Genomic DNA, 25442 nt, shown 5'->3' with positions numbered 1-25442 from the left:
GGCTACAGCGGGGGCACCGAGTGAGGTCCGTCAGTCCTTCTTCGCGGCCGAGGCGGACGCAGAGGCCGGCTTCGACGCGGACTCGGACGCCGACGGAGACGCGGACTTCGACGCGGACTTCGACGCCGACGTGGACGGCGAGGGGCTCGTCGAACCCGAGCCCTCCGATCCGGACCCGGACCCCGACCCGGATCCCTCGCCGTTCGCCGACGACACCGCCGCCACCGCCTCCTTGGCGGCCTTCTGGGCGAGCTTCGTCAGGGAGGCCGCGCTCGGGGTCTTCTCCCCGGCCAGGCCCGCGCCGTTGTAGTCGAGCGTGATGACGACGTTCTCGACGCGCGTGACGACCGTCTGCTGCCTGAAGGAGCCCTCCTTCTTCTTCAGGTCGTACGTCACCGTCGTCGCCGCGTCACCCGTGCCGCTCACCGGCTGCGACTTGACGCTCTTCGCGCCCTCCACCGCCTGTGCGTCCTGGAGCTGCTTCTCGTAGTACGTCTGCGCCTGATCGGCACCCGCACCGCGCGAGACGTCCGACTCGAAGCGGAGCAGGGAGACGTTCAGCCAGCGGAACTGGGAGCCCTTCACGCCGTTGTTGTCGAGGCTGCTCCAGGAGCAGCTGGCACGCGCCGACGTGTCGTCCGAGGTGCCCTGCTTGCCCGACTTCGGCGCCTTCGGCACCAGTTCGCCCAAGGTCTTCTTCCCGAACACCGCGCACGGCTCCGGAAGCGACTTGTACGCCGCCGCCTGCACCGTCGGTGAGGGGCTCGCGGAAGCCGACGCGGCGGTGTCCGCGCTCTTGCCGCCGGTGTCGTCGGAGCCGGAGTCCGAGGAGCAGCCGGCGGCGATCAGCATCACGGGGACTGCGGCCGCGCAGACAAGTACGCGGTGGAGGCGCTTCGCCCGCTGGTCTCGCTCGTCACGCTGCTCTGCCTGTGCTGGTCGCTGCATGGTTCCTTCACTCATGACGCTTGTGGTTCCTGCCGTCGGATCTGGTCCGAGGGGCCACGGTACGCGGTGAGGGAGATGTGCGGTCTCGCTTCGGCCGCTTTGTGCGCGAGCGTGAGAGGGCTGTGAAGGGCCGTCAGCCGGCCAGCGAGTCCGCCAGCTGAACGGCCAGTTTCCTGGCCTTGTCCTGCATTTCCTTGCTGTCCGGGGCCACGCCGATCGTCGCCGGCTGCTCCACGTACTCGATCGTCACGATGACGTTCGACGTGCGGAACGCCACAGTCACCGTGCGCTGCTGGGCCGTTGAACCGGAACTGCTCAACGCGTCGTCCAGGAACGCCTCGTCGCCGAGTTCGTCGAGGAGACGGGGCTGGAGGTCGGTCGGGGTGGCGGAGACCGTGGAGGAGGGCGAGCCCGAGCCGGAAGGGGCCGAGGAGGAAGGGGCCGAGGAAGGGGCCGAGGAGGAAGGGGAGGGGGACGCCGAGGCGGAGTCCGTCGGCGTGGCGGTGCTCGTGTCGCCTGTCCCGCCTGTTTCGACGTCGGACGCCACGCTGGGGCTCGCCGCCTCGGGGAGGTCGGCCACCTCCTCCTTCGTCGCGAAGAGCTGCTGGGCCTGGGTGTCGTCGCTCACCGAGGTTTCGTACGAGACGACCCGCTCGAAGTCGACGAGCAGGTGGTCGGTGGCGTCCGCGGACTCCACCTTCCAACGGCAGCCGACCTTGCGGTCGGTGTCGTAGGTGGGCGTGGCCTCGCCCGCGTACGCGATCTCCTGCTGCGCCTCGTCGGCGAGCTGTCGGATGCCGGGCAGGAGCGAGTCGAGGGTGCCCTGGCTGACCGCGCCGCAGGGTTCCGGGAGCACGCGGTACCTGCCGGGCTCGGCCACGGCGGATGCCGTGCCGGCCTCGCCGGGGTTCGCGTCGTCCGTCGTACCGGTGTCTCCCGAGCTGCCGGTGCAGCCGGCCAGCAGGGCCGCGAGGAGCGCGGCGACGCCGGGTACGTACGCCTTCCGCTGCACGGTCAGGCTCCTCTCGAGGGGGCTTGGTGCCGGGTTCTTCAGTGTCCCCGCTGGTTAATCGCTTGCCGCACGGGGGCGTGCCCTGCAGACAATGTGTATCGCACGCATGGCCGTGGACGCCGGTCCGTTGTCCTTTACGTCGACCTAGGCGCCGCTTTTGCGTTGTGAGACTTCTGTTGTGACTTCGGGGGAATGAGGAAGATATGTCGTACGTGGAAATGCCTGGCGCGAAGGTGCCCATCCGTATGTGGGCCGACCCGGCGGCGGTCGACGACGGCGCGATGCAGCAGTTGCGGAACGTGGCGACGCTGCCGTGGATCAAGGGCCTGGCGGTCATGCCCGATGTGCATTACGGCAAGGGTGCGACGGTCGGGTCGGTCATCGCGATGCGCGGGGCCGTGTGTCCGGCGGCGGTGGGAGTGGACATCGGGTGCGGCATGTCTGCCGTCAAGACGTCCCTCACGGAGAACGATCTGCCGGGGGATCTCTCGCGTCTGCGGTCGAAGATCGAGCAGGCGATTCCGGTGGGGCGGGGGATGCATGACAGTCCCGTCGATCCGGGTCGGCTGCACGGGTTCGCGACCGGCGGGTTGGACGACTTCTGGGGGCGGTTTGACGGAGTGGCTGAAGCGGTCAAATTCCGGCACGAACGTGCTGGAAAACAAATGGGAACGCTCGGATCCGGCAACCATTTCGTCGAAATATGCACGGATACGACCGGTTCTGTCTGGCTCATGCTCCACTCCGGATCCCGCAACATCGGCAAGGAACTGGCCGAGCACCACATCGGCATCGCCCAGAAGCTCCCGCACAACCAGGGCCTGGTCGACCGCGACCTCGCCGTGTTCATCGCGGACACCCCGCAGATGGCGGCGTACCGCAACGACCTGTTCTGGGCGCAGGAGTACGCCAGATACAACCGGACGATCATGATGGCGCTCCTCAAGGACGTGATCCGTAAGGAGTTCAAGAAGGCCAAGCCGGTCTTCGAACCGGAGATCAGCGCACACCACAACTATGTCGCCGAGGAGCGCTACGAGGGGATGGACCTGCTCGTCACGCGCAAGGGCGCGATCCGCGCGGGTTCCGGCGAGTACGGGATCATTCCCGGTTCCATGGGAACCGGTTCGTACATCGTGAAGGGTCTCGGAAACGAGAAGTCCTTCAACTCGGCCTCGCACGGCGCCGGTCGGCGCATGAGCCGGACCGCGGCGAAGCGTCGCTTCTCGACGAAGGACCTGGAGGAGCAGACGCGGGGCGTGGAGTGCCGTAAGGACTCCGGCGTCGTGGACGAGATCCCGGGAGCCTACAAGCCGATCGAGCAGGTCATCGACCAGCAGCGGGACCTTGTCGAAGTCGTGGCGAAGCTGAAGCAGGTCGTGTGTGTGAAGGGCTGACGGTCAGGCGGGAGGGCCCGAGGAGACTCGGACCCTCGTCGCGTCACCGCAGCCGCTTCTCCAGCAGTGTCACCGCGTACGGGGTGCCCGGTCCGCCCTTCTTTTCGCGTTGTTCTCCTACGGCCGTGTAGCCGGCCGACTCGTAGTACGCGCGGAGGCGGGGGTTGGAGGTGAGGCAGTCGAGGCGGGCGTAGGGGCGGCCTGTTGCCGTGATGCGGGATTCCGCCTCTGCGAGCATGCGGCGGCCCGTGCCGGGCGGGGACGTGTGCGGGGTGGTCATGAGTCGGTGGATGTAGCCCGCGTCGGGTGGGCGGGTGCCCCAGGCGGCCTCGTCGGTCCACCAGAGTTCCCACGCGCCGGTCAGGCTTCCTGCCGCGTGGGCCAGCCAGACCTCGCCCGTCTCCATGCACGTGCGGAAGTGGGTCTCGTCCTTCTCGCCCGGCTGCCATTGGGGGATGCCGCGGGCCAGTTGCCACAGGGCCGACGTGTCGCGCAGGCGGACCAGGAGCTGCGCGTCGGCCGGGGTGGCCTTGCGGTAGGTCAGGGTCGGGTGGGTGGTGGGAAGCGGTTCGAGGAGGGCCGTGCGGAGGGTGTCCGAGAGGGCTCGCGCGTCCATGCCCAGGGCCTGGGTGACGTACGCCTCGACCGAGCCGTAGCGGGACCTCATCGAGGCGAGGAACAGGCGCATCACCGCCTCGGGAGCCCGGCCGAAGCCCGGCCAGGCCGGGGTGCGGCCGTTGTGGCGTGCCTTCCAGTCGGCGAGCAGGGCCGGTGTCGCCAGTTCCGTGAGGCTGAAGTCCTCCGTGATGGTCGTGTCCGGGATGCCCAGGAGGGCCAGGACCAGGGCCGCCAGCTGGCCCGTGCGGTCCTTGCCCGAGGCGCAGTGGAAGACCACGGGGGCGTCCGCTTCCGCTATCAGTTCCAGCGCCCTGCGGATCTCCTTCGTGCCGTCCTCCGCCACCTCCAGGTAGCGCTGCACCAGGTAGGGGGCGGGGTCCACGTCCGGCGTCTGGACCGCCTGGTCGTAGGGGCGGTGCTCGATGCTGAGGTTGTGGTACGTGAAGGAGGGGTGGGACGGGACGCGGCCACTGGCGTCGGCCTCCCAGGAGTGGCGGAGGTCGATGACCGTGCGGATGCCGAGGGACAGGAAGCGGTCCCAGTCGGGGGTGCCGGTGTTCAGCTTGCCGAGGGAGTCGGCGCGGTAGAGGCGGCCCGGACGGACGCGGAGTCCGTCCGGGGTCGGGTAGCCGCCCAGGTCGCGGAAGTTGTGCAGCCGGGAGAACGGTAGGTGTCTGTCCACGGACCCGGACCCTATGTCCCGCCCGCGCCGGGTGCTTCCTATTTCGGCGCGTGCGCCATCGCGTAGATCATCACGAAGGCCACGATGTGGATGCCGAAGAGGAAGTAGGCGAGCCACCACCACATCTGGCGTTCGTTGTGGGGGTCCTTCTCCGCCGTCACGACTCCCGGTGGACCTTCGTGTTCGACGCCTGGGCGCGCGGGCGGACGATCAGGAGGTCGATGTTGACGTGGCTGGGGCGGGTGACCGCCCAGGCGATGGTGTCGGCCACGTCGTCGGCGGTGAGGGGCTCTGCCACGCCTTGGTAGACCTTCTCCGCCTTCTCCTGGTCGCCGGCGAAGCGGGTGAGGGCGAACTCGTCCGTCTTGACCATGCCGGGGGCGATCTCGATGACGCGGATCGGGCGGCCGACGATCTCCAGGCGGAGGGTCTCGGCGAGGACGTGGGTGCCGTGCTTGGCGGCGACGTAGCCCGCGCCGCCCTCGTAGGTGCCGTGGCCGGCGGTCGAGGAGACGACGACGACGGTGCCGTCACCGCTCGCGTCGAGCTTGGGGAGCAGGGCCTGGGTGAGGTTGAGGGTGCCGATGACGTTCGTCTCGTACATCGAGCGCCAGTCGGCCGGGTCGCCGGTGGCCACGGGGTCGGCGCCGAGGGCCCCGCCCGCGTTGTTGACCAGGACGCCGATCGCGGGGAACGCGGTGGCGAACTCGTCCACCGCGGCGCGGTCGGTGACGTCGAGGGCGTACGCGGTCGCCTGGTGGCCGGCCGCGTTGATCTCCTCCGCCAGCGCCTCGATGCGGTCCTTGCGGCGGGCGGTCAGGACGACGCGGTAGCCGGCCTCGGCGAGCCGGCGTGCCGTGGCGGCGCCGATTCCGCTGCTCGCACCCGTGACGACGGCGATGCGGGAGGCGGCGGACGGTGCGGCGGTGGCCATGGGCTGCTCCTCGGGCGTGGTCAGAAACCTGTTCGGCCAGGATAGGCAGGCCCGGTGCCCGGGCGGTCGGGCGTCTCGTCCTCCGGTCTGCTCGGGCGGGGGCGCGGTGAGAGAATGAGGTGGGTGATCCTTTGGTTTCACCGGAGGTGGATCAATGGGACAGGCACGTGAGGTCATGGACCGGCTCACGGACGCGCTGACCGCGCACCACGACATCGAGGTCATAGGTGAGCTGTATGCCGACGACGCGGTCGCCTTCACCCCCGACGAGGGGGAGATCCGCGGGCGCGACCAGATCGTCGAGTACTGGCGGCAGATGACGGAGGCGGTCCCCGAGGCCACCTACGAGACGCTGCACTCGTACGAGGTCGGTGACACGGCCATCGACGAGGGGTTCTTCAGCGGGAGGAACACCGGGCCGCTGCAGCTTCCCAACGGGGAGACGCTGCCGCCGACGCAGAAGGAGATCAGGATCCGCGGGGTGGACATCGCCACCGTGGCGGACGGCCGGATCGTCGACTACCGGCTCTACTTCGACGAGATGGACTTCCTGGGGCAGCTGGGTCTGCTGTCCGACGAGCCGTCCTGAGCCGTCCCCGTCTCGCAATCCCTCAGTTGCCGCGCGGGGCGTACATGATCACCGCCATGCCCGCGAGGCAGATCAGCGCGCCCGTGACGTCCCAGCGGTCCGGGCGGTAGCCGTCCGCGGCCATGCCCCAGGCCAGGGAACCGGCGACGAAGACACCGCCGTACGCGGCGAGGATGCGGCCGAAGTCGGCGTCCGGCTGGAGCGTGGCGACGAAGCCGTAGGCGCCGAGGGCCAGGACGCCCGCGCCGATCCACAGCCACCCGCGGTGCTCGCGCACGCCCTGCCAGACCAGCCAGGCGCCGCCGATCTCGAAGAGCGCGGCGACGACGAAGAGGGCGGCGGAGCGGAGGACGAGCATGCGGGCCAGCCTGCCATGCGCGTGCGGGCGGCCGGGTGTCACCTGTTGGGCTGCGCCTGTGGTGCGCCGTGCGTGGGATACATCCCGTACGACCACGGCTGGCTGCGGACTGAGGAGTGGTGGCATGCGGGAGCGGGTTCTGCGGGGGCTTGCGGTGTGGGGTGCCGTGGTGGTGGCGGTGGGCGGGGTGGCTCCGGTCGCCTCGGCCGCGGAGGGGCCCGAGGCCGATCTCGCCTATCACGGGTCCGCGGCGATGGCCTCCGGCCGGGTCGACGTGGGGTTCACGCCGCGCAATCACGGGCCGTCCGCCGTGCCGGACGCGACGGTGCGGCTGCGCTGGTCCCATCCGTTGGCGTTCCGGCAGACGCTGCCGGACGGGTGTGCGCGGTCGGGGCTGCGGGTGGTGCTGTGCCGCGTCGGGGCGCTGGCCGCGGACGGGCTGGGCGAGCGGATCGAGGTGGGGGTCTGGCTGCGGGGGGCGCCGTCGGAGGTGCTGCTGGAGATCGACACGGTGTGGAGCGGCGGGGCGGTGGACCGTAACCGCGACAACGACCGGCGGCGGGTGCTGGTCCTGGACACGGGGGACGAGTACCACTTCTGATCAGTTCCGGACATGCAGCGGTGCTCCGGACAGGCGCCGGCGCCGCACCCGTCCCGGGCGGGTCGGCCGGGCGATCTCTGCGCAGCGCTGAGGAGAGGTGGACGGGGTGACCCGGAAGCCGGGTGAGGGCTCGTCAGGAAGCCGTCGCGTCCTCGGCGTCGTACTGCTCGCGTGCCTCCCGGACCTCCTCGATGTGGGTCTCCGCCCAGTCCTTCACCGCGAGCAGCAGCAGGCTCAGGCTGCGGCCCAGGTCGGTGAGTTCGTAGTCGACGCGGACGGGGACGGACGGGGTGACCGTGCGGGAGAGGATGCCGTCGCGTTCCAGTGAACGCAGTGTCTGCGTGAGCATCTTGGGGCTGACGCCGGCGAGTTTGCGGCCGAGGTCGCTGTAGCGCTGGGGGCCGGGGACGAGGGCGGCGACGACGAGGCTGACCCATTTGTCGCTGAGCCGGTCCAGGAGTTGGTTGGTGGGGCAGCCCTTGATGAACGCGTCGTACTCGGCGCGGGCCTGATTCCGCCGCTGGGCCGCTGTCATGGTCGCCATGGCTCACCTCCGGGGTACGTACGCACTCTTGGGTAACTACTTCCCGATGGATAGTAACTCTTCCTAGGGTTGCCGACAGCTGAGGAGATACCTGAGCAAGCAGTGACGTATGCGGAGTTGACGGACATGCGAGCAGTGGTGGTGACCGCTTTCGGCGGGCCCGAGGTCGTGCGGGTCGTGGAGACCGAGCTGCCCGAACCGGCGGCGCGGCAGGTGCGGATCAAGGTCGCGGCGGCCGCGCTGAACCCGGTGGACGCCGGGGTGCGGGCGGGGGTCTTCGGTGGCGCGGGCAAGCAGCTCGGGCTCGGCTGGGACGTGGCCGGGACGGTGGACGCGGTGGGCGCGGCCGGGGGCTGGAGCGTCGGTGACGAGGTGGTGGCGCTCCACTACGGCGTGGTCGAGCCGCTGGGTACGCACGCCGAGTACGTCGTCGTGGACACGGACGCGGTGGCGCGCGCGCCGAGGTCGGTCGACGTGGTGGCGGCGGCGACCCTGCCGTTGAACGCGCTGACCGCCGTACAGGCCCTGGATCTGCTGGAGTTGACGTCCGGGCAGTCGCTGCTGGTGACGGGGGCCGCGGGCGCGGTCGGCGGGTTCGCCGTCCAGCTCGCCGCGCACCGGGGGGTGTCCGTCACCGCGCTGGCCCGTGAGGGGGACGCGGAGCTCGTACGGTCGCTGGGTGCCTCGTCCTTCACCGCCGGGGCGGTCGAGCCGGGCAGCGTCGACGCGGTGCTGGACGCGGCGGTGCTCGGGGAGCGGGCCCTGGCGTGGGTGCGGGACGGGGGCGCCTTCGCCGGCGTCATCCCGAAGGCGGCTCCCGCTCCGGTGCGGGGGGTGCGGGTCGGCGCGGTGGAGGTGAGCGCCGACGGGCCCCGGCTCGCGGAGCTGGGCGCGCTGGTGGATCAGGGGGTGCTCACCCTCCGGGTGGCCGAGACGTACGCCTTGGACGAGGCCCCGAAGGCGCACGCCCGGCTCGCGGAGGGCGGGGTGCGGGGACGGCTGGTGCTCATCCCCTGAGCGGCGGCCGGGCGGGTCAGGCCGGCGCGCCCAGTGTCATCGCGGCGACCACCGGGGCGGCGTACACCAGCGGGAACGGGATGTGGGAGTACCAGCGCGCCCGCGCCACGGTGACGACCGCCCCGGTGAAGTACAGCACCAGGCCGATCCCGGCCGCGATACCGATGACCGGCACGAACAGGCCGGCCAGCAGACCCACGGCCCCGGCGGTCTTCGCCGCCCCGAGCCAGGGCCACCACGAGGTCGGCACCCGGTAGTCGGTCAGCGCCTTGGTGATCCATTCGGCCCGGGTGAGGACGACGATCCCGGAGTAACCCGCCATGGCGGCGGCGAGCAGGGTGACGACGGTGTGGGCGACGGACATGGGGTGCTCCTCGTATCGGTGGGCTGCGGTGCGTTCACCGGGTTGACGGGGAGCGGGGCGGAAGTGTGACAGGGCGGCCGGGGCTATTTTCCGGCGGCGGTCGCGCCCGGGGGCCGGGCAGGCCATGGTGGTCCGACCGACAGGGGATCAGAGGGTCAGACCGAGTGCGGTGCCCTGGAGGAGGCCGGCCGTCGAGGTCAGTGCACTGCCTGCGCGTACGCCGTCGGTGGTACGCCCACCGTGGCCGCGAAGTCGCGCACCAGGTGGGCCTGGTCGGCGTAGCCGAGGTCGGCGGCGAGGGCTGCCCAGTCCACCGCCTTGTCGGTCTCCGCCCGTTCCAGCGCCTCGTGGATGCGGTAGCGCAGGATGACCCACTTGGGGCCGACACCGACGTACGCGGCGAACAGGCGCTGCAGCAGTCGTACGGACATGCCCTCGGAGCGGGCGAAGTCGGCGACGCGGCGGATCGTGCGGTCGGTGTGGATGCGGTCGACCAGGGCCGCGGCGAGGTCGGCCTGGGGGTCGGGCCGCGGATCCAGGCCGAGGAGGAAGGCGTCGAGGGCCGCGATCCGGGCCTTCTCCTCGTCCGGGGTGAGGATCGCCGTGGGGTCCGCGTCCGGGAGGACCTCGGGGGAGCGGATCCGGTGGCCCGTCCAGTGGGTGACGGGGTACTCGGGGGCGAAGGGGCGGAAGCCGCCCGGCCGGAACTTGATGCCGCAGACCCGGCCCCGGCCTTCCAGCTTCTGCGCGAAGAGGCCGTGCTGGATGCCCGCGACCTCGACGAAGGGCTCCTGGTCCGTGAACCGCTGGAAGACGATGTTGACGGCCGGATGCGGGACCACGTGCGAGACGTACGGCTCGGAGAGGTTCCAGTCGATCAGCCAGTACTGCTCGACATACCGGCGCAGCGGCTCGGCGGGCTCGACGCGGCGGAAGTCCACGTGCGTGAAGAGCTCCGCGGCATCGACGATGCCTCGGGTGTCACGGCGTACGGGGGCCATGGACCGATCGTAGGACGGGGCACTGACAGTCGCCGGGCGGGCGGAATACGGCGGCGCGGGTGACCGTTCTCCGATATAGTTCAACGGTCAACAAATTTGGAGGTTGAGCGACCATGCAGTTCGGGATCTTCAGCGTCGGCGACGTCACGCCGGACCCCACCACGGGCCGTGCGCCGACCGAGCGTGAGCGCATCAAGGCCATGGTCGCCATCGCGCTGAAGGCCGAGGAGGTCGGGCTCGACGTCTTCGCGACCGGCGAGCACCACAACCCGCCCTTCGTGCCGTCGTCCCCGACGACCATGCTCGGGTACGTCGCCGCGCGCACGGAGAAGCTGATCCTCTCCACCTCCACCACCCTCATCACCACCAACGACCCGGTGAAGATCGCCGAGGACTTCGCGATGCTCCAGCACCTGGCCGACGGCCGGGTGGACCTGATGATGGGGCGTGGCAACACCGGCCCGGTGTATCCCTGGTTCGGCCAGGACATCCGGGAGGGCATCAACCTCGCCGTCGAGAACTACGCCCTGCTCTACCGGCTGTGGCGCGAGGACGTCGTGAACTGGGACGGGAAGTTCCGCACCCCCCTCCAGGGGTTCACGTCCACGCCCCGCCCGCTGGACGGCGTACCGCCCTTCGTCTGGCACGGCTCGATCCGCTCGCCCGAGATCGCCGAGCAGGCCGCCTACTACGGCGACGGGTTCTTCCACAACAACATCTTCTGGCCGGCCGACCACACCAAGCGGATGGTCGAGCTCTACCGGAGCCGGTACGCCCACTACGGGCACGGCACCCCGGAGCAGGCGATCGTCGGCCTGGGCGGCCACGTCTTCATGCGGCGCAACTCGCAGGACGCGGTGCGCGAGTTCCGGCCCTACTTCGACGTCGCCCCGGTCTACGGACACGGGCCCTCGCTGGAGGACTTCACCGACCAGACCCCCCTGACCGTCGGCTCCCCGCAGCAGGTCATCGAGAAGACCCTGTCCTTCCGCGAGTACGCCGGCGACTACCAGCGCCAGTTGTTCCTGGTCGACCACGCCGGGCTGCCGCTGAAGACCGTGCTCGAACAGCTCGACATGCTCGGCGAGGAGGTCGTGCCGGTGCTGCGCAGGGAGTTCGCCGCGAGGCGTCCGGCCGGGGTGCCTCAGGCGCCGACCCACCAGTCCCTGCTCGCGGCCGCATCGAAGGGAGTGGACGTCGCATGAGGCTCGTCGTCGTCTCGGCCGGACTGAGCGTCCCGTCCTCCACCCGGCTGCTGGGGGACCGGCTGGCCGCGGCCGTGGGCCGGGACCTGCCGGTCGAGGTCCAGGTCGTCGAGCTGCGCGAGCTCGCCGTGGAGATCGCGCACCACTTCACCAACGGGTTCCCGGGCCGGAAACTGGCCGCCGCGATCGACGCGGTGACCGGGGCCGACGGCCTGATCGTCGTCACGCCGGTGTTCTCGGCGTCGTACAGCGGGCTGTTCAAGTCCTTCTTCGACGTGATCGACAAGGACGCGCTGGCGGGGACGCCGGTGCTGATCGCGGCGACCGGCGGAACCGCCCGGCACTCGCTCGTCCTGGAGCACGCGCTGCGGCCGCTCTTCGCCCACCTGCGGGCCGTCGTCGTCCCCACCGGGGTGTACGCGGCCTCGGAGGACTGGGGCGCCGAAGGGCTGGACGGGCGGATCGAACGCGCGGCGGGGGAGCTGGCGGCCCTGATGACCGGGCTGTCGGCGGCCAGGCCCGTCAAGGACGACTTCGCGGTCGTGCCGTTCGAGGAGCGGCTGGCGGCGCTGCGGACCGCAGGGTGAGAGGACGGGTAGGGGCGCGCCCCGGGTTGCGCCCCTACCGGTGAGAGGGCAGTAAGAAGGGCACCTGGTGAGCCGTTCATCACGCCGTACGCCTGTGCCGGCTTGGCACACTGAGGACGTGCCCCGAACTGTGCTGCTCGCCGAAGACGACCGCGCCATCCGTCATGCGCTGGAGCGCGCCCTGACCCTGGAGGGGTACCGGGTCACCGCGGTCGCCGACGGTGTCGAGGCGTTGGCCCAGGCCCACAAAAGTCCGCCGGACGTGCTCGTCCTGGACGTGATGATGCCCGGCATCGACGGGCTGCAGGTCTGCCGGGTGCTGCGCGCCGAAGGGGACCGGACACCGATCCTCATGCTGACGGCGCTCGTGGAGACCCAGGACCGGATCGCCGGACTGGACGCGGGCGCCGACGACTACGTGGTGAAGCCCTTCGACGTCGAGGAGGTCTTCGCCCGGCTGCGCGCGCTGCTGCGCCGGACCAGTCCGGTCGGCGCGCTGAGCGGTGCGCCGAGGCCGCCGCAGGCGCCAGAGGTTCCCGAGGGCCGCATCGAGGCGGCCGGGCTGCGGATGGACGTCCAGGCGCGGCGGGCCTGGCGCGGCGGGCGGGAGCTGGAGCTGACCCGCACCGAGTTCGAGCTGCTGGAGCTGCTGGTCCGCAACGCGGGCATCGTCCTCGACCACTCCACCATCTACGACCGGATCTGGGGCTACGACTTCGGTCCGGGTTCCAAGAACCTCGCCGTGTACGTCGGCTACCTGCGCCGCAAGCTCGACCAGCCGGGGGCGCCGCTGCTGATCCACACGGTCCGCGGTGTGGGTTACGTGCTGCGGGAGGACTGAGGAGTGGGCCGCCTCGGGCGGCTGCCGGCGAGACGGAGGCTCCGGCTCCTGTCGCTGCGGACCACGTTCGCCGTGTCCTTCGCGGCCGTGACCGCCGCCGTCACCCTGCTGGTCGGCGTGCTGTCCTACAACGCGGCCGCCCGGCTGGTCCGGGTCGACCAGGAGTCCGTGTTCGACGAGGTCGTGCAGGACCTGCGGGGCGAGGTGCGCACGCACCTGATGACGCCCGACGACTTCTCCTCCACCGAGCCGGGCCACGACCTCGTCCGGCCCGCCCGCACCGACGTGCAGGTGCTCGGGCCGGACGGCAGGATCGTCGACCCCGGCCGGCCGGGGCTGCCGGTCGTCGCCGGCGACCGGCGGATCGCGGCCGGCCCGGTGGCCGGGACGATGGTCGAGCACAAGGACGTCGACGTCGGCAACGACGTCTACCGCGTCGCGACCGTCGCGCTCGGCGGCGGGCGGGGCGCGGTGCAGGTCGCGCAGGAGTTCAGCGACACCGAGGACCTGCTGCGGGCCCTGCAGCAGCGGACGCTGGCCCTGATGGCCGCGGTCGTCGTCGCGGCCGGGCTGTTCGGCTGGTGGCTGGCCCGGCGCATCACCCGACGGCTGGTGATCCTCACCTCCGCCGCCGAGGACGTCGCCCGCACCCGCCGGCTCGGCATCCAGGTGCCCGTCGCCGGCTACGACGAGGTCGGCCGCCTCGGCCGCGCCTTCGACCGCATGCTCGGCCGGCTCGCCCAGTCCGAGGAGGACCAGCGCCGGCTCGTGCAGGACGCCGGACACGAGCTGCGTACGCCGCTGACCTCCCTGCGGACGAACATCTCGCTGCTGCGCAGGATCGACGAGCTGCCCCCCGGCACCCGGGACGAACTGGTGGCGGATCTCGGTCAGGAAGCCCGCGAACTCACCGACCTGGTCAACGAGTTGGTCGACCTCGCGGCCGGGCAGTCCGACACCGAGCCGCCGCAGCGGGTGGACCTCGCCGACATCGCCGAGGACGTCGCCGGGCTCGCCCGCCGCCGTACCGGCAGGCAGGTCGTCGTCCGCGCGAGCGGTGACACGACGACCGACGGCCGCCCGGGGATGCTCCAGCGGGCGCTGTCCAACCTCGTCGAGAACGCGGCCAAGTTCGACCGCGACGGCACCGCGCCCATCGAGATCGAGGTCAGCGGTCAGGCCGGGCCCGGTCCGGTCCGCGTCGAGATCCTCGACCGGGGGCCCGGCATCGCCGACGCCGACCTGGTCCGCGTCTTCGACCGCTTCTACCGCGCCGCCGACGCGCGTTCCCTGCCGGGATCCGGCCTCGGCCTGTCCATCGTGCGGGAAGTGGCACTCGCGCACGGGGGAGCGCCCTTCGCCGTCCGGCGGGAGGGGGGCGGCACGGTGATCGGGTTCACGGTGGGCGGGGGCTGAGGCGGGGGACGGGCATCCGGTGCGGGGCGCGCGGGGACCTTTCGGGCCGCGCGGACGGCATCGCGGAGTCGGTCGCCTGGTTCGGTGGGCTGGTTCGGTGGGCCTGTTCGGCCGGTCCGGTCGTACGTCCCTCTCCGGCCCCTTCGCCGATCCGGTCGCCGGTCCGGGGTGCCGGTTCCTTCGCCGACCGGTCGGCCGGTCCGGGGAGTACTCTGAGAAGACCGAGGACACTTCGCGCACCGGCCTCCACGCCCGTGTCGTTTTCGGTGATCGAAGACGCCGGGCCGGTCGCGATCGGCCTGGGGCAAGGTCTGCGCCATGGCTGCGACCATCACCCGCCCGTCGACACTCGAAGACCGGCCCTCGGCCCCTTCACTTCGCCTGTCCCTGGCTCCCGTCGGCTCCGCGCCGGCTCTCCTGGACGGTGCCTGGTGGCCCCGCACCCGGGACCTCGCGGCCGAACTCCCCGCCCTGGCAGCCGTACTCGACCCGCTGTGGGGGCGGATCACCCGTGTAGCGGTGAATCCCACGCACTGGCCGACCGTCCCGCGCAAGGCGCCCGTTGCCGGCCGTGTGGTGAAGGTGGGCTGGTTCCACGGCGAGCAGGACCCGCACGAACTGCTGCTGCTCTCCTACCGCGTGGGCCGCTGGAACCTGCTGGTGATTCCGCCGCGGACGACTCCCGCCGCGGCCGCCCGGCTGATGGCCGCCGCGAGCGACCCGCGGCGCACGTCGACCGCGAGCCGGTTGATGGCGGAGGAGAACACGGTGCCGCTTCCTACTCAGCACCAGCCGACAACAGGGAGGTGAGGGCCATGGAGGCCATCCTGACCGTGGTCGTGATCCTGGCGGTGACCGCCGTGGGCGTGTTCCTCATCCGACGGCTCAACGCACAGCACGACGAGCGCATCGGCGCCTTCCACTACGGTTCCCCCCGCCCCGCACTCCGGGTACCGGTGCCGGCCCGTCCGTGGAAGACGCGCCGTGCCCGTAAGGGACAGCAGGAGGCCGACGCTCCCGATCAGCCGTAGGCCCGACGAGGAGGCCCCGAGAGGATCCATGACCCTTCCCCGACCGAACGTGTACCGGCACGATCGGACCGCCCGTGCCGGCCGCACCACCCGTGCCCTGATCGCCCTCGTGGGGGACAACGCCCCGGTCACGCCCGCGTCGGTGCACGCCGCGTCGGCTCCGGGTGGTGTTCTGTGACGATGGCCAACACACCGTCACCCGCGGGCGGGGTACGCCTGCGCCGGCTGAACCGCTGGCAGGCCGAGACCCTGCGGGAGGACCTGGCAGACCTGTACGTGGAGTCCTCGCGGGCGCGGCCCGGCACGGAGTGCGAAGCCCGGGAGGGGTTCCTGCGCCGGCTGACGGGCGACATCCGCCGGCCCGGGTTCGCCCTGCTGATCGGAGAGGACACGGCCTTCGTCGGGTGCGTCTACGGATTCCCCGTACGGCGCGAGGGGGCGTGGTGGCGGGGTTTCGTCGGCGGCCTTCCCCGGAGCGTCGAACAGCTCACCGCGTCGGGACACGTCTTCGCGATCACCGAGACCCTGGTCCACCCGCACACGATGGACCGGAACCTCGCCCGCCGACTCCAGGAACGCCTGCTCGCCGACCATCACGCCTCCCTCGGGGCGACGCTGGTCGACCGGGCCGACTCCGCGGCCTTCGACGCCTTCCTGTCGTGGGGATGGCAGGACATCGGCCATGTCCGCCGCCCGTCGGCCCCGGAGAGCCTGCGCCCGTCGACCCCGCAGGTGCTCCGCGCGCTGGTCCTTCCCCTCGGCCCGCACACGGCCCCAGGACCGCACGGCCTCGCCCACGAGAACCGCACCCAGCGGCCGGACTGACCGTCCAACGGGCCGGAGGCGGGGCGGCCGGCCACGGCGGGGCAGGCGGCGAGCAGGCGGCCCGGGCCGCCGACGCGAGTACCCGGACGGCACCGGCACCGGCACGTCGCCGCTCAGCCGGCGACCCTCAGCATCTGTGCCATCGCGGCGACCACCGACGGCTCGACCCGGTAGTAGACCCAGGTGCCGCGCCGCTCGGAGGTGAGGAGGCCGGCCTCCTTGAGCTTCTTGAGGTGGTGGGAGACGGTCGGCTGGGAGACGCCGACGTCGGAGATGTCGCACACGCATGCCTCGCCGCCCTCGTGCGAGGCCACGAGCGAGAACAGCCGGAGCCGGACCGGGTCGCCCAGCGCCTTGAACATCCGTGCCGTCCGCTCGGCCTCGTCGGCGGTCAGGGGCCGTTCGGCCAGCGGCGGGCAGCACGGTACGGCGACCTCCGGGGCCGCCGCGGGCTCCAGCAGAGGCAACACCTTCGGGTTCGACATGCATCTATGTTGACATACGTCGAACCACCCGGAGCGGCGTCGGCGTGGAACTCCCCAGGACCGCCGACTCAGCTCACGGCCACACCAGGCAGTACGGCTGATGCCCCGCCTCATGCAACCGGTGCGAGAAGTCCTGCCACTCGTGCAGCAGTTGGTACACGTTGAACGCGTCCCGGGGCCCGCCCCGGTCCGGCACCGTCGACCAGATGAACGCCGCCGCGCCCACCGCCTCCTCGCCTATGCCGCGGAGGGGGTCGACCACGGTCATCGGGAGCTTCACGACCGCGTAGTCCGGGTGCAGGACGACGAGCTCCAGCGGCGGGACCTTGTGGAGGGGGACGCCCTCGATGCCGGTGAGGACCATCGCCGCCATGGTCTCCGGCTTGATCTTCGTGAACATGCCGTTCATGCCGAGCTCGTCGCCGCCGAGTTCCTCGGGGCGCATCGAGATCGGCACGCGGGCTGCGGTCGCGCCGTCCGGCGCGCCGAAATACTTGTACGTCACCCCCACCCGACCACCATTCCTGCTCCCCGCCCTCAGCCGGTCGACCCGTCGGTCGGCCCGCTCCGGCTCCTCACCCGGTCCACCGGGTACACCTGGTACAACGTGTCCCTGCCGGGCTTCGTTCGATTCCTCCGCGTCGCGTCGGTGCTTCCCCCGCCGGGCACGTCGAGGACCCAGGCCGTCAGTCCCCTCGCCCAGTCCGCCACCGCGATGCATATCTCCACCCGACTGCTTTTCTAGGACGCGTGGCCCCCGCCGCGCAACCCGATCATCGTGTCAGTGACCTCCCCCACGGCCGCCCGCCGAAACGTGCGTTGAAACACCTGACCGCAGGATCTTCGCAGCCCCTGAACAGGGCGCACCACAACATCGTCCCTGTGAGCTGTGTGTATCAGGTCCCAGTCTCGCAGATCACGGAGGGCGGGGACTGGTTGCCGGGTCAGTAGCCGTCTCAGCAGCGCATCCGTCCCCGCCTCGGCAGCGGTCCCGCTGTCGTCGGTGCCCCCTGGCCTACCCTGAGGAGGTCACTGGCAAAACCGGAGTCCGAGCAGTCGGAGAAGGTCGGAGAAGTCGCAGAACATGAGCGAACTGCCCTATTCATACGATGCGCCTGTCTCGCAGGCCCTGTTCGACCGTGCGGCCACCGTCACGCCCGGGGGCGTGAACTCCCCGGTGCGCGCCTTCCGTGCCGTGGGCGGAACGCCCCGGTTCATGGTGTCCGGCAGCGGCCCGTACCTCACGGACGCCGACGGGCGCGAGTACGTCGACCTGGTCTGTTCCTGGGGGCCCATGATCCTCGGGCACTCCCACCCCGAGGTCATCGCCGCGGTGCGGGACGCGGTCTCGCGCGGCACCTCCTTCGGCACGCCCGGTGAGGGCGAGGTCACGCTGGCCGAGGAGATGGTCGGCCGGATCGAGCCGCTGGAACAGGTGCGGCTGGTGTCCAGCGGGACCGAGGCCACCATGTCGGCCATCCGGCTCGCCCGCGGGTTCACCCGGCGCACCAAGGTGATCAAGTTCGCCGGGTGTTACCACGGTCACGTGGACTCGCTGCTCGCCGCCGCCGGGTCCGGGGTCGCCACCTTCGCCCTCCCCGACACCCCCGGCGTCACCGGCGCCCAGGCCGGCGACACCATCGTCCTGCCCTACAACGACCTCGACGCCGTGCGCGCGGCCTTCCAGGCCCACCCCGGCGAGATCGCCTGCGTGATCACCGAGGCCTCGCCGGGCAACATGGGCGTCGTACCGCCGATGCCCGGCTTCAACCAGGGGCTGAAGGACGCGTGCGCGACGAACGGCGCGCTGTACATCTCCGACGAGGTCATGACGGGCTTCCGGACCAGCAAGGCCGGCTGGTACGGCATCGACGGCGTCCGGCCCGACCTGATGACCTTCGGCAAGGTGATGGGGGGCGGGTTCCCGGCCGCCGCCTTCGGTGGCCGCGCCGACGTCATGGGGCACCTCGCGCCCGCCGGGCCTGTCTACCAGGCCGGCACCCTCTCCGGTAACCCCGTGGCGACCGCCGCCGGTCTGGCCCAGCTGCGGCTGCTCGACGACGCGGCCTACGCGAAGGTCAACGACGTGTCGGCGCAGATCCAGGCGCTGGTCTCCGGGGCCCTCACCAAGGAGGGCGTCGCGCACACCGTGCAGAACGCCTCCAACATGTTCTCCGTCTTCTTCACGGACCGCCCGGTCCGTGACTACGAGGACGCCAAGGCGCAGGAGTCGTACCGCTTCACGGCCTTCTTCCACTCCATGCTGGCGGGCGGTGTCTACCTGCCGCCGTCGTCCTTCGAGTCCTGGTTCGTGTCCACGGCCCACGACGAGCGGGCCGTCCAGCGGATCGCCGACGCCCTTCCGGCGGCGGCCCGAGCGGCTGCGGAGGCCACGCAAGCATGAGCGGCAACGACAACGACAACGACAACAGGGACATCACCGTCGTCCACCTGATGCGGCACGGCGAGGTCGCCAACCCGGACGGCGTCCTCTACGGCCGTCTCGGCGGCTACCACCTCTCCGAGCTCGGCCGGCAGATGGCCGACCGGGTCGCCGAGCACCTCGCCGGCCGTGACGTGACGCACGTCGTGGCCTCCCCGCTGGAGCGGGCGCAGGAGACGGCGACGCCGATCGCCAAGGCGCACGGCCTGGACATCGCCACCGACGAGCGGCTCATCGAGGCCGAGAACGTCTTCCAGGGCAAGACCTTCGGGGTCGGGGACGGCGCGCTGCGGCGGATCGAGAACTGGAAGCACCTGGTCAACCCGTTCAAGCCGTCCTGGGGTGAGCCGTACGTCGACCAGGTCATCCGCATGATGGGCGCGCTCGACGCGGCGAAGGACCGGGCGCGTGGCCACGAGGCCGTGCTCGTCAGTCACCAGCTGCCGATCTGGATCGTGCGGTCGTACGTCGAGAAGCGGCGACTGTGGCACGACCCGCGCAAGCGGCAGTGCACGCTCGCGTCCCTGACGACCTTCACGTACCGGGGCGACAGGATCGTGTCCGTCGGCTACACCGAGCCGGCCCGCGACCTCGTCCCGGCCCATCTCCTCGCCGGTGCCAGGCCGGTGAAGGGGCAGGGCAAGGCCTTCGGGGCATAGGGCCCGTTCTGCATGTCTCTGTTACGAAATCCGTAAGTACCGGAGGAACCTCCCCGTTCGTCGCCGCCTCTGACTGGGTGACCAGCAGAGAACGTGACGAACGGGGATGCAATGCGCACTCTCACCCGCAGGGGAGCACTCGGACTCGGCGCGGGCGCCGCGGCCGCCGCAGGACTGGCGGGGTGCGGCACGCTCACCTCGTCAGACGGGTCCAACCATGCCGGAGGTTCCGGTTCCGGTTCCGGTTCCGGTTCCGGGGACGGCCGTCCGAGCAGCCCGAAGCCCACCGCCCGCCCCCTCGGTGACGGCTCCACCTCCTTCACCGGCAGGCAGCCCCACCAGCCCGCGAAGCCGGAGCCGTTGGAGCCGGGGCAGACCCCTCCGCAGTTCGTGGTCTTCTCCTGGGACGGGGCCGCCGAGGTCGGCAACGGCCTCTTCCCGCGCTTCCTCGACCTCGCCAAGGAGCACGAGGCGAGCATGACCTTCTTCCTCTCGGGGCTGTATCTCCTGCCCGAGTCGAAGAAGCGCCTCTACGACCCGCCGAACAACCCGCGCGGCGCCTCCGACATCGGCTACCTCACTGACGAGCACGTCAAGGCGACGCTGACGAACGTCCGGCGGGCCTGGCTCGAAGGGCACGAGATAGGCACCCACTTCAACGGCCACTTCTGCGGCGGCACCGGAAGCGTCGGCAACTGGACACCCCGGCAGTGGCGCAGCGAGATCGACCAGGCCAAGTCCTTCGTCAAGGAGTGGCGCACCAACACGGGCTGGACCGATCTGCCCGCGCTGCCCTTCGACTACGACAAGGAACTCGTCGGCGGCCGCACGCCCTGCCTGCTCGGCCAGGACAACCTGCTGCCCACCGCCCGCGAACTCGGCTGGCGCTACGACGCCTCCTCGCCCGGCGGCCGTCAGGTCTGGCCGCAGAAGCGGGACGGGATGTGGGACCTGCCCCTACAGGCGATACCTTTCCCCGGCCGCCGGTTCGAGGTCCTGTCGATGGACTACAACATGCTCGCCAACCAGTCCGTCAACTCCACCAACGCGCCCTCCCACAACCACCCGGCCTGGCGCGAGCAGTCCGCCGGCGCGTACATCGGGGGATTCAAGCGGGCGTACGAGACGAACCGTGCCCCCTTCTTCGTCGGCAACCACTTCGAGCAGTGGAACGGCGGCATCTACATGGACGCCGTCGAGGAGGCCCTGAAGCACATCGCGCGGGAGAAGGAGAAGGGCGAGGACGTGCGCCTGGTCTCCTTCCGGCAGTTCGTCGACTGGATGGACGTGCAGAAGCCGGAGGTGCTGGCCACACTGCGGACGCTCGACGTCGGGCAGCAGCCGGCCGGCGGCTGGAACGAGTTCCTGAAGGGCGCCGCCTCGACCGCCTCCGGGACCTCCTCGAACGCTGCCTGAAATGCGGGTTTCCGCCCGCAAGGGGGGTGCGCAAGATCCCCAGAACGGGCATGCGAAACTTTTCACATGAGTGCCGCCAGCCGTAGTCGCACCTGTCGTCGTGCCGTCCTGCTCACCGCCGTTACCGCGGCAGCCGCGCTGACCCTTTCCGCGTGCAGCTCCGGCGGTACGTCCGGCGGAGGCGGCGACACCAACTTCGTCACCGGCAACAACGGCATCGACACCGTCGCGCAGGCCAAGCGGGTCGCGGCCCCCGACCTCTCCGGCGGCACCATCGCCGGCAAGCAGCTCGACGTCGCCGACTACAAGGGCAAGGTCGTCGTCCTGAACGTCTGGGGCTCCTGGTGCGGCCCGTGCCGCGCGGAGGCCAAGTACTTCTCCAAGATCTCCAAGGAGTACGCCGGCAAGGGCGTCCAGTTCGTCGGCATCAACACCCGGGACACCAGCACCGGAGTCGCGCTCTCCTTCGAGAAGGACTTCGGCATCACCTACCCGAGCCTGTACGACCCCACGGGCAAGCTGATGCTCCGCTTCAAGAAGGGCACCCTCAACCCGCAGCTCATCCCGTCCACGCTCGTCATCGACAAGGACGGCAAGGTCGCCGCGCGGGCGCTGCAGGCCCTCGGTGAAGAGGATCTGCTCAGCATGCTCAAGCCCGTCCTCGCGGAGAAGTGACGTGAGCGCGCTGGTGACCCTCGCCGAGGCGACGGGCCGCAACGAGACCGTGTTCAGCGGCGCCCTGCTGGTCGCCCTGCCCATCGCCCTGCTCGGCGGACTCGTCTCCTTCTTCTCACCGTGCGTCCTGCCCCTGGTCCCCGGCTACCTCTCCTACGTCACCGGCGTCACCGGCACCGACCTGGCCGAGGCCCGGCGCGGGCGGATGGTCGCCGGCGCCTCGCTGTTCGTGCTCGGCTTCACCGCCGTGTTCGTCTCCGGCGGGGCCCTGTTCGGGTACTTCGGCGAGTCGCTGCAGGAGCAGAAGGGCATCCTGTCCAAGGTGCTCGGCGTCCTCATGATCCTCATGGGCGTCTTCTTCATGGGCCTGATGCCCTGGCTCACCCAGCGCGACTTCCGCTTCCACAGGAAGCCGACCGCCGGACTGGTCGGCGCCCCCGTCCTCGGCGCCCTCTTCGGCATCGGCTGGGCGCCCTGCATCGGACCCACGCTCGCCTCCGTGCAGGCACTCTCCTTCAACCAGGCGAGCGCCGGCCGCGGGGCGATACTGACGGTCGCGTACTGCCTGGGCCTCGGCCTGCCGTTCGTGCTCGCCGCGGTCGCCTTCCGCAAGGCGCTCGGCGCCTTCGGCTGGGTCAAGCGCCACTACGTCTGGGTGATGCGCCTGGGCGGCACCATGATGATCGTGACCGGTGTGCTGCTGCTGACCGGCGCGTGGGACCAGATCGTCTCCGAAATGCAGAACTGGTCCAACGGCTTCACTGTGGGGATCTGATCGATGAGCAAGACGACCACCGGCGCGCCCGCCGACGCGACCGCGGACGACCAGGACCTCGGCACCGCCGGATCCCAGCTGTCCACCGCCCCCAAGGAGGAGCTGCCCAACCTGCCCTCCCTGGGCGTCATCGGCTGGGCCCGCTGGTTCTGGCGGCAGCTGACCTCCATGCGGGTCGCGCTGCTGCTGCTCCTGCTGCTGTCGCTCGGCGCGATCCCCGGCTCGCTCATCCCGCAGTCCGGCACCGACGAGACGAAGGTCGCCGACTTCCGCAGCGCGAACCCCACCCTCGGTGACGTCTACGACAAGCTCGGCCTCTTCCACGTCTACAGCTCGGTGTGGTTCTCCGCGATCTACATCCTGCTGTTCGTCTCCCTCATCGGCTGCATCGTCCCGCGCACCTGGCAGTTCGTGGGCCAGCTGCGCGGCCGGCCGCCGGGTGCCCCCCGGCGCATGACCCGGCTGCCCGCCTACACCACCTGGCGCACCGAGGCGGAGCCCGAGCAGGTCCGCGAGGCCGCGCTCGCCCTGCTGAAGAAGCGCCGCTTCCGCGCCCACCTCGCCGGGGACGCCGTCGCCGCCGAGAAGGGCTATCTGCGCGAGGTCGGCAACCTCGCCTTCCACATCGCCCTCATCGTGCTGCTGACCGCCTTCGCGTGGGGGCAGCTCTTCAAGATGGAGGGCAACAAGCTGGTGGTGGAGGGCGACGGGTTCTCCAACACCATCACGCAGTACGACGACTTCAAGTCCGGCAACCTCTTCAGCCAGGACGACCTGGACCCGTTCAGCTTCCACCTCGACGACTTCACCGGCACCTACGAGACGAGCGGCCCGAACAAGGGCACCCCGCGCACCTACCAGGCGGCCCTCGACTACAGCGTCGGCGCCTACGGCAAGGACAGGAAGACCATCGTCAAGGTCAACGAGCCGCTGGAGATCGGCGACTCGAAGGTCTACCTCACCGCCCACGGCTACGCGCCCGTCATCACCGTCCGCGACGGCAAGGGCAACGTCGTCTACAGCCAGGCCGTCCCGCTCCTGCCGCTCGACTCCAACGTCACCTCCTCCGGTGCGATCAAGGTCATGGACGGCTACCGCAACGCCAAGGGCGTCAGGGAACAGCTCGGCTTCCAGGCCTTCTTCCTGCCGTCCTACGTGCCCGGCAACGAGGTGGCCTCGCAGTTCCCGGCGCTCACCAACCCGGTGCTGAACCTGGAGGCCTACCACGGTGACCTCGGCGTCGACTCGGGCATCCCGCAGAGCGTGTACCAGCTCGACAAGAGCCACCTGAAGGAGTTCAAGAACTCCAAGGGCGAGCAGCTCAGGGAGAACCTGAAGCCCGGCGAGACCATGCAGCTCCCGGGCGGCGCCGGCTCGGTCACGTACGAGGCCACCAAGGAGTGGGCCAACTTCCAGATCACCCGGCAGCCCGGCAGCGGCTGGGCGCTCGGCGGCGCGATCACCGCGATCTTCGGTCTGGCCGGCTCCCTGTTCATCCAGCGCCGCCGCGTGTGGGTGCGGGCCGTCAAGGGTGACGACGGTGTCACCGTCGTCGAGATGGCCGGCCTCGGCCGCAGCGAGTCCGCCAAGGTGCCCGAGGAACTCGGCGATCTCGCCGGGATCCTGTACGACCAGGCACCGGGCGCCCCCACCGACACGGGGGCGGAGTCGGACGGTGTGTCCGACTCCGACGCCGCATCTGCCGAAGGGGCTGAGAATTGAATCCTCTCCCGCGCGGAACAAGGGAGATTCCTGGCTCACGCCGCCCGGCGGACCAGCGGCCCTCCAGGTCTTCCACGATCAACGCCAGCCGGGTTGAAACCAGCCCGGTGAACACGAACACCCGCTACCTGCAGATCTCGCCGCCCGAGCGCACGTTGCCGGGATATCCATCGAAGGAGCGCTGAGGTGACACTCGCCGCCGCCACCAACGAAAACCTCGCGAACCTCAGCAACACGCTGATCTACTCCGCGATGGCCGTCTACACCCTCGCCTTCTTCGCGTACATCACCGAATGGATCTTCGGTGGCCGCAGCAAGATCGGCCGTACCGCCGCGGCGCTCACCTCCCGGACGGAGACGAAGGCACCGGACGTCACCGTGCAGAAGGGCGGTTCGACCGCCGTACTGGAGCGGCCGAAGGTGGTCGTGCGGGCCGCGGCCGGTGCGCGTGACGTGCCCGACGGGCCCGGCGCGCACGGTGGCGACGCGCAGGGTGACCTCTACGGGCGTGTCGCGGTGTCCCTCACGGTGCTCGCGTTCCTCATCGAGCTGGGCGGGGTCGTCGCCCGAGCGGCCTCGGTGGAGCGGGCTCCCTGGGGCAACATGTACGAGTTCAACATCACCTTCTCGACGGTCGCCGTCGGCGTGTACCTCACGCTGCTCGCGCTGAAGAAGAACGTGCGCTGGCTCGGCCTGTTCCTGATCACGACGGTCCTCCTCGATCTCGGCATCGCCGTCACCGTCTTGTACACCGCCAGCGACCAGTTGGTTCCCGCCCTCCACTCGTACTGGCTGTACATCCACGTCTCGACCGCGATCCTGTGCGGCGCGGTCTTCTACGTGGGCGCCGTCAGCACGATCCTCTACCTGTTCAGGGACTCGTACGAGAACAAGCTGGCGAGCGGCGGAAAGCCCGGCCAGTTCGCCACCTCGTTCCTGGAGCGGCTGCCCGCCTCGGCGTCGCTGGACAAGTTCTCCTACCGCGTCAACGCGGCAGTCTTCCCGCTGTGGACGTTCACGATCATCGCGGGCGCCATCTGGGCGGGCGACGCCTGGGGCCGCTACTGGGGCTGGGACCCCAAGGAGACCTGGGCGTTCATCACCTGGGTCGCCTACGCCTGCTACCTGCACGCCCGCGCCACCGCCGGCTGGAAGGGCCGCAAGGCCGCCTACCTGGCGCTGCTCGCGTTCGGCTGCTGGCTGTTCAACTACTACGGCGTCAACATCTTCGTGAGCGGAAAGCACTCCTACGCGGGCGTGTGACCGACTCCCTTACGGTGAAGGCCGGTTCTCCGTG

The 25442-nt window shown here is 70.5% G+C and carries 30 protein-coding genes; 19 read left to right on the top strand and 11 right to left on the bottom strand.

The window, feature by feature from the left end; translation table 11 throughout:
- Nucleotides 1-30 precede the first annotated feature (30 nt).
- Entirely contained in the window at nucleotides 31-963 is a 933-nt protein-coding gene (locus tag KUM49_RS04405) for a DUF3558 family protein (protein ID WP_217235342.1), read from the bottom strand.
- 118 nt (nucleotides 964-1081) lie between these two features.
- Nucleotides 1082-1960 carry a DUF3558 domain-containing protein gene (locus KUM49_RS04400; RefSeq protein WP_217235341.1) on the bottom strand — a complete coding sequence of 293 codons (879 nt, stop codon included), beginning with the start codon at nucleotides 1958-1960 and terminating at the stop codon, nucleotides 1082-1084.
- Nucleotides 1961-2163: 203 nt separating this feature from the next.
- Between KUM49_RS04400 and KUM49_RS04395 the strand changes: the two genes are divergently transcribed.
- On the top strand, nucleotides 2164-3357 hold the full coding sequence (locus KUM49_RS04395) for an RtcB family protein (RefSeq protein ID WP_217235340.1): 1194 nt from the start codon (nucleotides 2164-2166) through the stop codon (nucleotides 3355-3357).
- A gap of 43 nt (nucleotides 3358-3400) precedes the next feature.
- Here KUM49_RS04395 and KUM49_RS04390 read toward each other — a convergent pair whose 3' ends face one another.
- The 3 genes from KUM49_RS04390 to KUM49_RS04385 are packed head-to-tail and all read right to left on the bottom strand — an operon-like array spanning nucleotide 3401 to nucleotide 5591.
- The gene (locus KUM49_RS04390; protein WP_217235339.1) at nucleotides 3401-4657 is read right to left on the bottom strand and encodes a GNAT family N-acetyltransferase; all 1257 of its coding nucleotides are present in this window, start codon (nucleotides 4655-4657) and stop codon (nucleotides 3401-3403) included.
- A gap of 38 nt (nucleotides 4658-4695) precedes the next feature.
- Entirely contained in the window at nucleotides 4696-4911 is a 216-nt protein-coding gene (locus KUM49_RS50610) for a hypothetical protein (protein WP_374200127.1), read from the bottom strand.
- Nucleotides 4815-5591, bottom strand: coding sequence for an SDR family NAD(P)-dependent oxidoreductase (locus KUM49_RS04385; RefSeq protein WP_217235338.1), 777 nt, complete (start codon nucleotides 5589-5591; stop codon nucleotides 4815-4817). Before KUM49_RS04385 ends, KUM49_RS50610 begins: the two co-directional genes overlap by 97 nt.
- 154 nt (nucleotides 5592-5745) lie before the next feature.
- Between KUM49_RS04385 and KUM49_RS04380 the strand changes: the two genes are divergently transcribed.
- Complete coding sequence (locus tag KUM49_RS04380; protein ID WP_217235337.1) at nucleotides 5746-6180, top strand: ester cyclase; 435 nt, start codon at nucleotides 5746-5748, stop codon at nucleotides 6178-6180.
- Between the two features lie 22 nt (nucleotides 6181-6202).
- Here KUM49_RS04380 and KUM49_RS04375 read toward each other — a convergent pair whose 3' ends face one another.
- A complete protein-coding gene (locus KUM49_RS04375; RefSeq protein WP_217235336.1) occupies nucleotides 6203-6538 on the bottom strand; it encodes a YnfA family protein in 336 nt (111 codons plus the stop codon).
- Between the two features lie 124 nt (nucleotides 6539-6662).
- Here KUM49_RS04375 and KUM49_RS04370 point away from each other — a divergent pair, with 124 nt between their 5' ends.
- Nucleotides 6663-7139 (top strand): hypothetical protein, encoded by a 477-nt coding sequence (locus KUM49_RS04370; protein WP_217235335.1) that lies wholly within the window; start codon nucleotides 6663-6665, stop codon nucleotides 7137-7139.
- A 133-nt stretch (nucleotides 7140-7272) separates the two neighbouring features.
- Here the strand turns inward: KUM49_RS04370 and KUM49_RS04365 are convergent, their stop codons facing one another.
- Nucleotides 7273-7683 (bottom strand): helix-turn-helix domain-containing protein, encoded by a 411-nt coding sequence (locus KUM49_RS04365; protein WP_217235334.1) that lies wholly within the window; start codon nucleotides 7681-7683, stop codon nucleotides 7273-7275.
- Nucleotides 7684-7809: 126 nt separating this feature from the next.
- Between KUM49_RS04365 and KUM49_RS04360 the strand changes: the two genes are divergently transcribed.
- Nucleotides 7810-8700, top strand: coding sequence for an NADP-dependent oxidoreductase (locus KUM49_RS04360; RefSeq protein ID WP_217235333.1), 891 nt, complete (start codon nucleotides 7810-7812; stop codon nucleotides 8698-8700).
- 16 nt (nucleotides 8701-8716) lie between these two features.
- On the opposite strand, the gene KUM49_RS04355 is transcribed toward KUM49_RS04360, so the two are convergent.
- Both KUM49_RS04355 and KUM49_RS04350 read right to left on the bottom strand, forming a co-directional pair.
- Nucleotides 8717-9064, bottom strand: a complete 348-nt coding sequence (locus KUM49_RS04355) for a DoxX family protein (protein ID WP_217235332.1) — start codon at nucleotides 9062-9064, stop codon at nucleotides 8717-8719.
- A gap of 197 nt (nucleotides 9065-9261) precedes the next feature.
- Complete coding sequence (locus tag KUM49_RS04350) at nucleotides 9262-10065, bottom strand: helix-turn-helix transcriptional regulator (RefSeq protein ID WP_217235331.1); 804 nt, start codon at nucleotides 10063-10065, stop codon at nucleotides 9262-9264.
- A gap of 113 nt (nucleotides 10066-10178) precedes the next feature.
- Here KUM49_RS04350 and KUM49_RS04345 point away from each other — a divergent pair, with 113 nt between their 5' ends.
- The 8 genes from KUM49_RS04345 to KUM49_RS04310 all read left to right on the top strand — a co-directional run bounded on the left by KUM49_RS04345 (nucleotide 10179) and on the right by KUM49_RS04310 (nucleotide 15970).
- Nucleotides 10179-11270, top strand: coding sequence for an LLM class flavin-dependent oxidoreductase (locus KUM49_RS04345; RefSeq protein WP_217235330.1), 1092 nt, complete (start codon nucleotides 10179-10181; stop codon nucleotides 11268-11270).
- Nucleotides 11267-11857 (top strand): FMN reductase, encoded by a 591-nt coding sequence (locus KUM49_RS04340; protein ID WP_217235329.1) that lies wholly within the window; start codon nucleotides 11267-11269, stop codon nucleotides 11855-11857. The genes KUM49_RS04345 and KUM49_RS04340 overlap by 4 nt, the downstream gene beginning before the upstream one ends.
- Before the next feature lie 130 nt (nucleotides 11858-11987).
- A complete protein-coding gene (locus KUM49_RS04335) occupies nucleotides 11988-12698 on the top strand; it encodes a response regulator transcription factor (RefSeq protein WP_308406541.1) in 711 nt (236 codons plus the stop codon).
- A 3-nt stretch (nucleotides 12699-12701) separates the two neighbouring features.
- Nucleotides 12702-14114 carry a HAMP domain-containing sensor histidine kinase gene (locus KUM49_RS04330; RefSeq protein WP_217235327.1) on the top strand — a complete coding sequence of 471 codons (1413 nt, stop codon included), beginning with the start codon at nucleotides 12702-12704 and terminating at the stop codon, nucleotides 14112-14114.
- Between the two features lie 318 nt (nucleotides 14115-14432).
- Entirely contained in the window at nucleotides 14433-14924 is a 492-nt protein-coding gene (locus KUM49_RS04325) for a DUF5994 family protein (protein ID WP_254400712.1), read from the top strand.
- Between the two features lie 5 nt (nucleotides 14925-14929).
- A complete protein-coding gene (locus KUM49_RS04320) occupies nucleotides 14930-15145 on the top strand; it encodes a hypothetical protein (protein ID WP_217235326.1) in 216 nt (71 codons plus the stop codon).
- Nucleotides 15146-15173: 28 nt separating this feature from the next.
- A complete protein-coding gene (locus KUM49_RS04315; protein ID WP_217235325.1) occupies nucleotides 15174-15323 on the top strand; it encodes a hypothetical protein in 150 nt (49 codons plus the stop codon).
- Between the two features lie 2 nt (nucleotides 15324-15325).
- The gene (locus tag KUM49_RS04310; protein WP_254400711.1) at nucleotides 15326-15970 is read left to right on the top strand and encodes a hypothetical protein; all 645 of its coding nucleotides are present in this window, start codon (nucleotides 15326-15328) and stop codon (nucleotides 15968-15970) included.
- A 113-nt stretch (nucleotides 15971-16083) separates the two neighbouring features.
- On the opposite strand, the gene KUM49_RS04305 is transcribed toward KUM49_RS04310, so the two are convergent.
- Nucleotides 16084-16455, bottom strand: a complete 372-nt coding sequence (locus KUM49_RS04305) for a helix-turn-helix transcriptional regulator (protein WP_217235324.1) — start codon at nucleotides 16453-16455, stop codon at nucleotides 16084-16086.
- 73 nt (nucleotides 16456-16528) lie between these two features.
- Entirely contained in the window at nucleotides 16529-16966 is a 438-nt protein-coding gene (locus tag KUM49_RS04300) for a hypothetical protein (RefSeq protein ID WP_003974483.1), read from the bottom strand.
- Nucleotides 16967-17539: 573 nt separating this feature from the next.
- Here KUM49_RS04300 and hemL point away from each other — a divergent pair.
- The 7 genes from hemL to ccsB all read left to right on the top strand — a co-directional run bounded on the left by hemL (nucleotide 17540) and on the right by ccsB (nucleotide 25408).
- Entirely contained in the window at nucleotides 17540-18859 is a 1320-nt protein-coding gene (gene hemL, locus KUM49_RS04295) for a glutamate-1-semialdehyde 2,1-aminomutase (protein WP_217235323.1), read from the top strand.
- Nucleotides 18856-19557 (top strand): histidine phosphatase family protein, encoded by a 702-nt coding sequence (locus KUM49_RS04290; RefSeq protein ID WP_217235322.1) that lies wholly within the window; start codon nucleotides 18856-18858, stop codon nucleotides 19555-19557. The genes hemL and KUM49_RS04290 overlap by 4 nt, the downstream gene beginning before the upstream one ends.
- 111 nt (nucleotides 19558-19668) lie before the next feature.
- Complete coding sequence (locus KUM49_RS04285) at nucleotides 19669-20973, top strand: hypothetical protein (RefSeq protein ID WP_217235321.1); 1305 nt, start codon at nucleotides 19669-19671, stop codon at nucleotides 20971-20973.
- 66 nt (nucleotides 20974-21039) lie between these two features.
- The gene (locus KUM49_RS04280; RefSeq protein ID WP_217235320.1) at nucleotides 21040-21648 is read left to right on the top strand and encodes a TlpA disulfide reductase family protein; all 609 of its coding nucleotides are present in this window, start codon (nucleotides 21040-21042) and stop codon (nucleotides 21646-21648) included.
- Nucleotide 21649: 1 nt separating this feature from the next.
- Complete coding sequence (locus KUM49_RS04275; RefSeq protein WP_217235319.1) at nucleotides 21650-22423, top strand: cytochrome c biogenesis CcdA family protein; 774 nt, start codon at nucleotides 21650-21652, stop codon at nucleotides 22421-22423.
- Nucleotides 22424-22426: 3 nt separating this feature from the next.
- Complete coding sequence (locus KUM49_RS04270) at nucleotides 22427-24145, top strand: cytochrome c biogenesis protein ResB (RefSeq protein WP_217235318.1); 1719 nt, start codon at nucleotides 22427-22429, stop codon at nucleotides 24143-24145.
- A gap of 186 nt (nucleotides 24146-24331) precedes the next feature.
- Nucleotides 24332-25408: a c-type cytochrome biogenesis protein CcsB gene (ccsB, locus tag KUM49_RS04265; RefSeq protein ID WP_217235317.1), complete on the top strand. Its 1077-nt coding sequence runs from the start codon at nucleotides 24332-24334 to the stop codon at nucleotides 25406-25408.
- Nucleotides 25409-25442 lie beyond the last annotated feature (34 nt).

The sequence above is a fragment of the Streptomyces sp. AC555_RSS877 genome (genome assembly GCF_019049245.1).
Taxonomy (GTDB): Bacteria; Actinomycetota; Actinomycetes; order Streptomycetales; family Streptomycetaceae; genus Streptomyces.
The sequence above is the reverse complement of the archived record's forward strand: the minus strand, read 5'-3'. Positions and strand labels throughout refer to the sequence as shown.

What these genes read in the sequence shown, in the direction of transcription:
- KUM49_RS04405 (WP_217235342.1), bottom strand. Translation starts at nt 963, where the DNA reads ATGAGTGAAGGAACCATGCAGCGACCAGCACAGGCAGAGCAGCGTGAC.
- KUM49_RS04395 (WP_217235340.1), top strand. Translation starts at nt 2,164, where the DNA reads ATGTCGTACGTGGAAATGCCTGGCGCGAAGGTGCCCATCCGTATGTGG.
- KUM49_RS04385 (WP_217235338.1), bottom strand. Translation starts at nt 5,591, where the DNA reads ATGGCCACCGCCGCACCGTCCGCCGCCTCCCGCATCGCCGTCGTCACG.
- KUM49_RS04380 (WP_217235337.1), top strand. Translation starts at nt 5,746, where the DNA reads ATGGGACAGGCACGTGAGGTCATGGACCGGCTCACGGACGCGCTGACC.
- KUM49_RS04375 (WP_217235336.1), bottom strand. Translation starts at nt 6,538, where the DNA reads ATGCTCGTCCTCCGCTCCGCCGCCCTCTTCGTCGTCGCCGCGCTCTTC.
- KUM49_RS04370 (WP_217235335.1), top strand. Translation starts at nt 6,663, where the DNA reads ATGCGGGAGCGGGTTCTGCGGGGGCTTGCGGTGTGGGGTGCCGTGGTG.
- KUM49_RS04365 (WP_217235334.1), bottom strand. Translation starts at nt 7,683, where the DNA reads ATGGCGACCATGACAGCGGCCCAGCGGCGGAATCAGGCCCGCGCCGAG.
- KUM49_RS04360 (WP_217235333.1), top strand. Translation starts at nt 7,810, where the DNA reads ATGCGAGCAGTGGTGGTGACCGCTTTCGGCGGGCCCGAGGTCGTGCGG.
- KUM49_RS04355 (WP_217235332.1), bottom strand. Translation starts at nt 9,064, where the DNA reads ATGTCCGTCGCCCACACCGTCGTCACCCTGCTCGCCGCCGCCATGGCG.
- KUM49_RS04350 (WP_217235331.1), bottom strand. Translation starts at nt 10,065, where the DNA reads ATGGCCCCCGTACGCCGTGACACCCGAGGCATCGTCGATGCCGCGGAG.
- KUM49_RS04345 (WP_217235330.1), top strand. Translation starts at nt 10,179, where the DNA reads ATGCAGTTCGGGATCTTCAGCGTCGGCGACGTCACGCCGGACCCCACC.
- KUM49_RS04340 (WP_217235329.1), top strand. Translation starts at nt 11,267, where the DNA reads ATGAGGCTCGTCGTCGTCTCGGCCGGACTGAGCGTCCCGTCCTCCACC.
- KUM49_RS04325 (WP_254400712.1), top strand. Translation starts at nt 14,433, where the DNA reads ATGGCTGCGACCATCACCCGCCCGTCGACACTCGAAGACCGGCCCTCG.
- KUM49_RS04320 (WP_217235326.1), top strand. Translation starts at nt 14,930, where the DNA reads ATGGAGGCCATCCTGACCGTGGTCGTGATCCTGGCGGTGACCGCCGTG.
- KUM49_RS04315 (WP_217235325.1), top strand. Translation starts at nt 15,174, where the DNA reads ATGACCCTTCCCCGACCGAACGTGTACCGGCACGATCGGACCGCCCGT.
- KUM49_RS04310 (WP_254400711.1), top strand. Translation starts at nt 15,326, where the DNA reads ATGGCCAACACACCGTCACCCGCGGGCGGGGTACGCCTGCGCCGGCTG.
- KUM49_RS04305 (WP_217235324.1), bottom strand. Translation starts at nt 16,455, where the DNA reads ATGTCGAACCCGAAGGTGTTGCCTCTGCTGGAGCCCGCGGCGGCCCCG.
- hemL (WP_217235323.1), top strand. Translation starts at nt 17,540, where the DNA reads ATGAGCGAACTGCCCTATTCATACGATGCGCCTGTCTCGCAGGCCCTG.
- KUM49_RS04290 (WP_217235322.1), top strand. Translation starts at nt 18,856, where the DNA reads ATGAGCGGCAACGACAACGACAACGACAACAGGGACATCACCGTCGTC.
- KUM49_RS04285 (WP_217235321.1), top strand. Translation starts at nt 19,669, where the DNA reads ATGCGCACTCTCACCCGCAGGGGAGCACTCGGACTCGGCGCGGGCGCC.
- KUM49_RS04280 (WP_217235320.1), top strand. Translation starts at nt 21,040, where the DNA reads ATGAGTGCCGCCAGCCGTAGTCGCACCTGTCGTCGTGCCGTCCTGCTC.
- KUM49_RS04270 (WP_217235318.1), top strand. Translation starts at nt 22,427, where the DNA reads ATGAGCAAGACGACCACCGGCGCGCCCGCCGACGCGACCGCGGACGAC.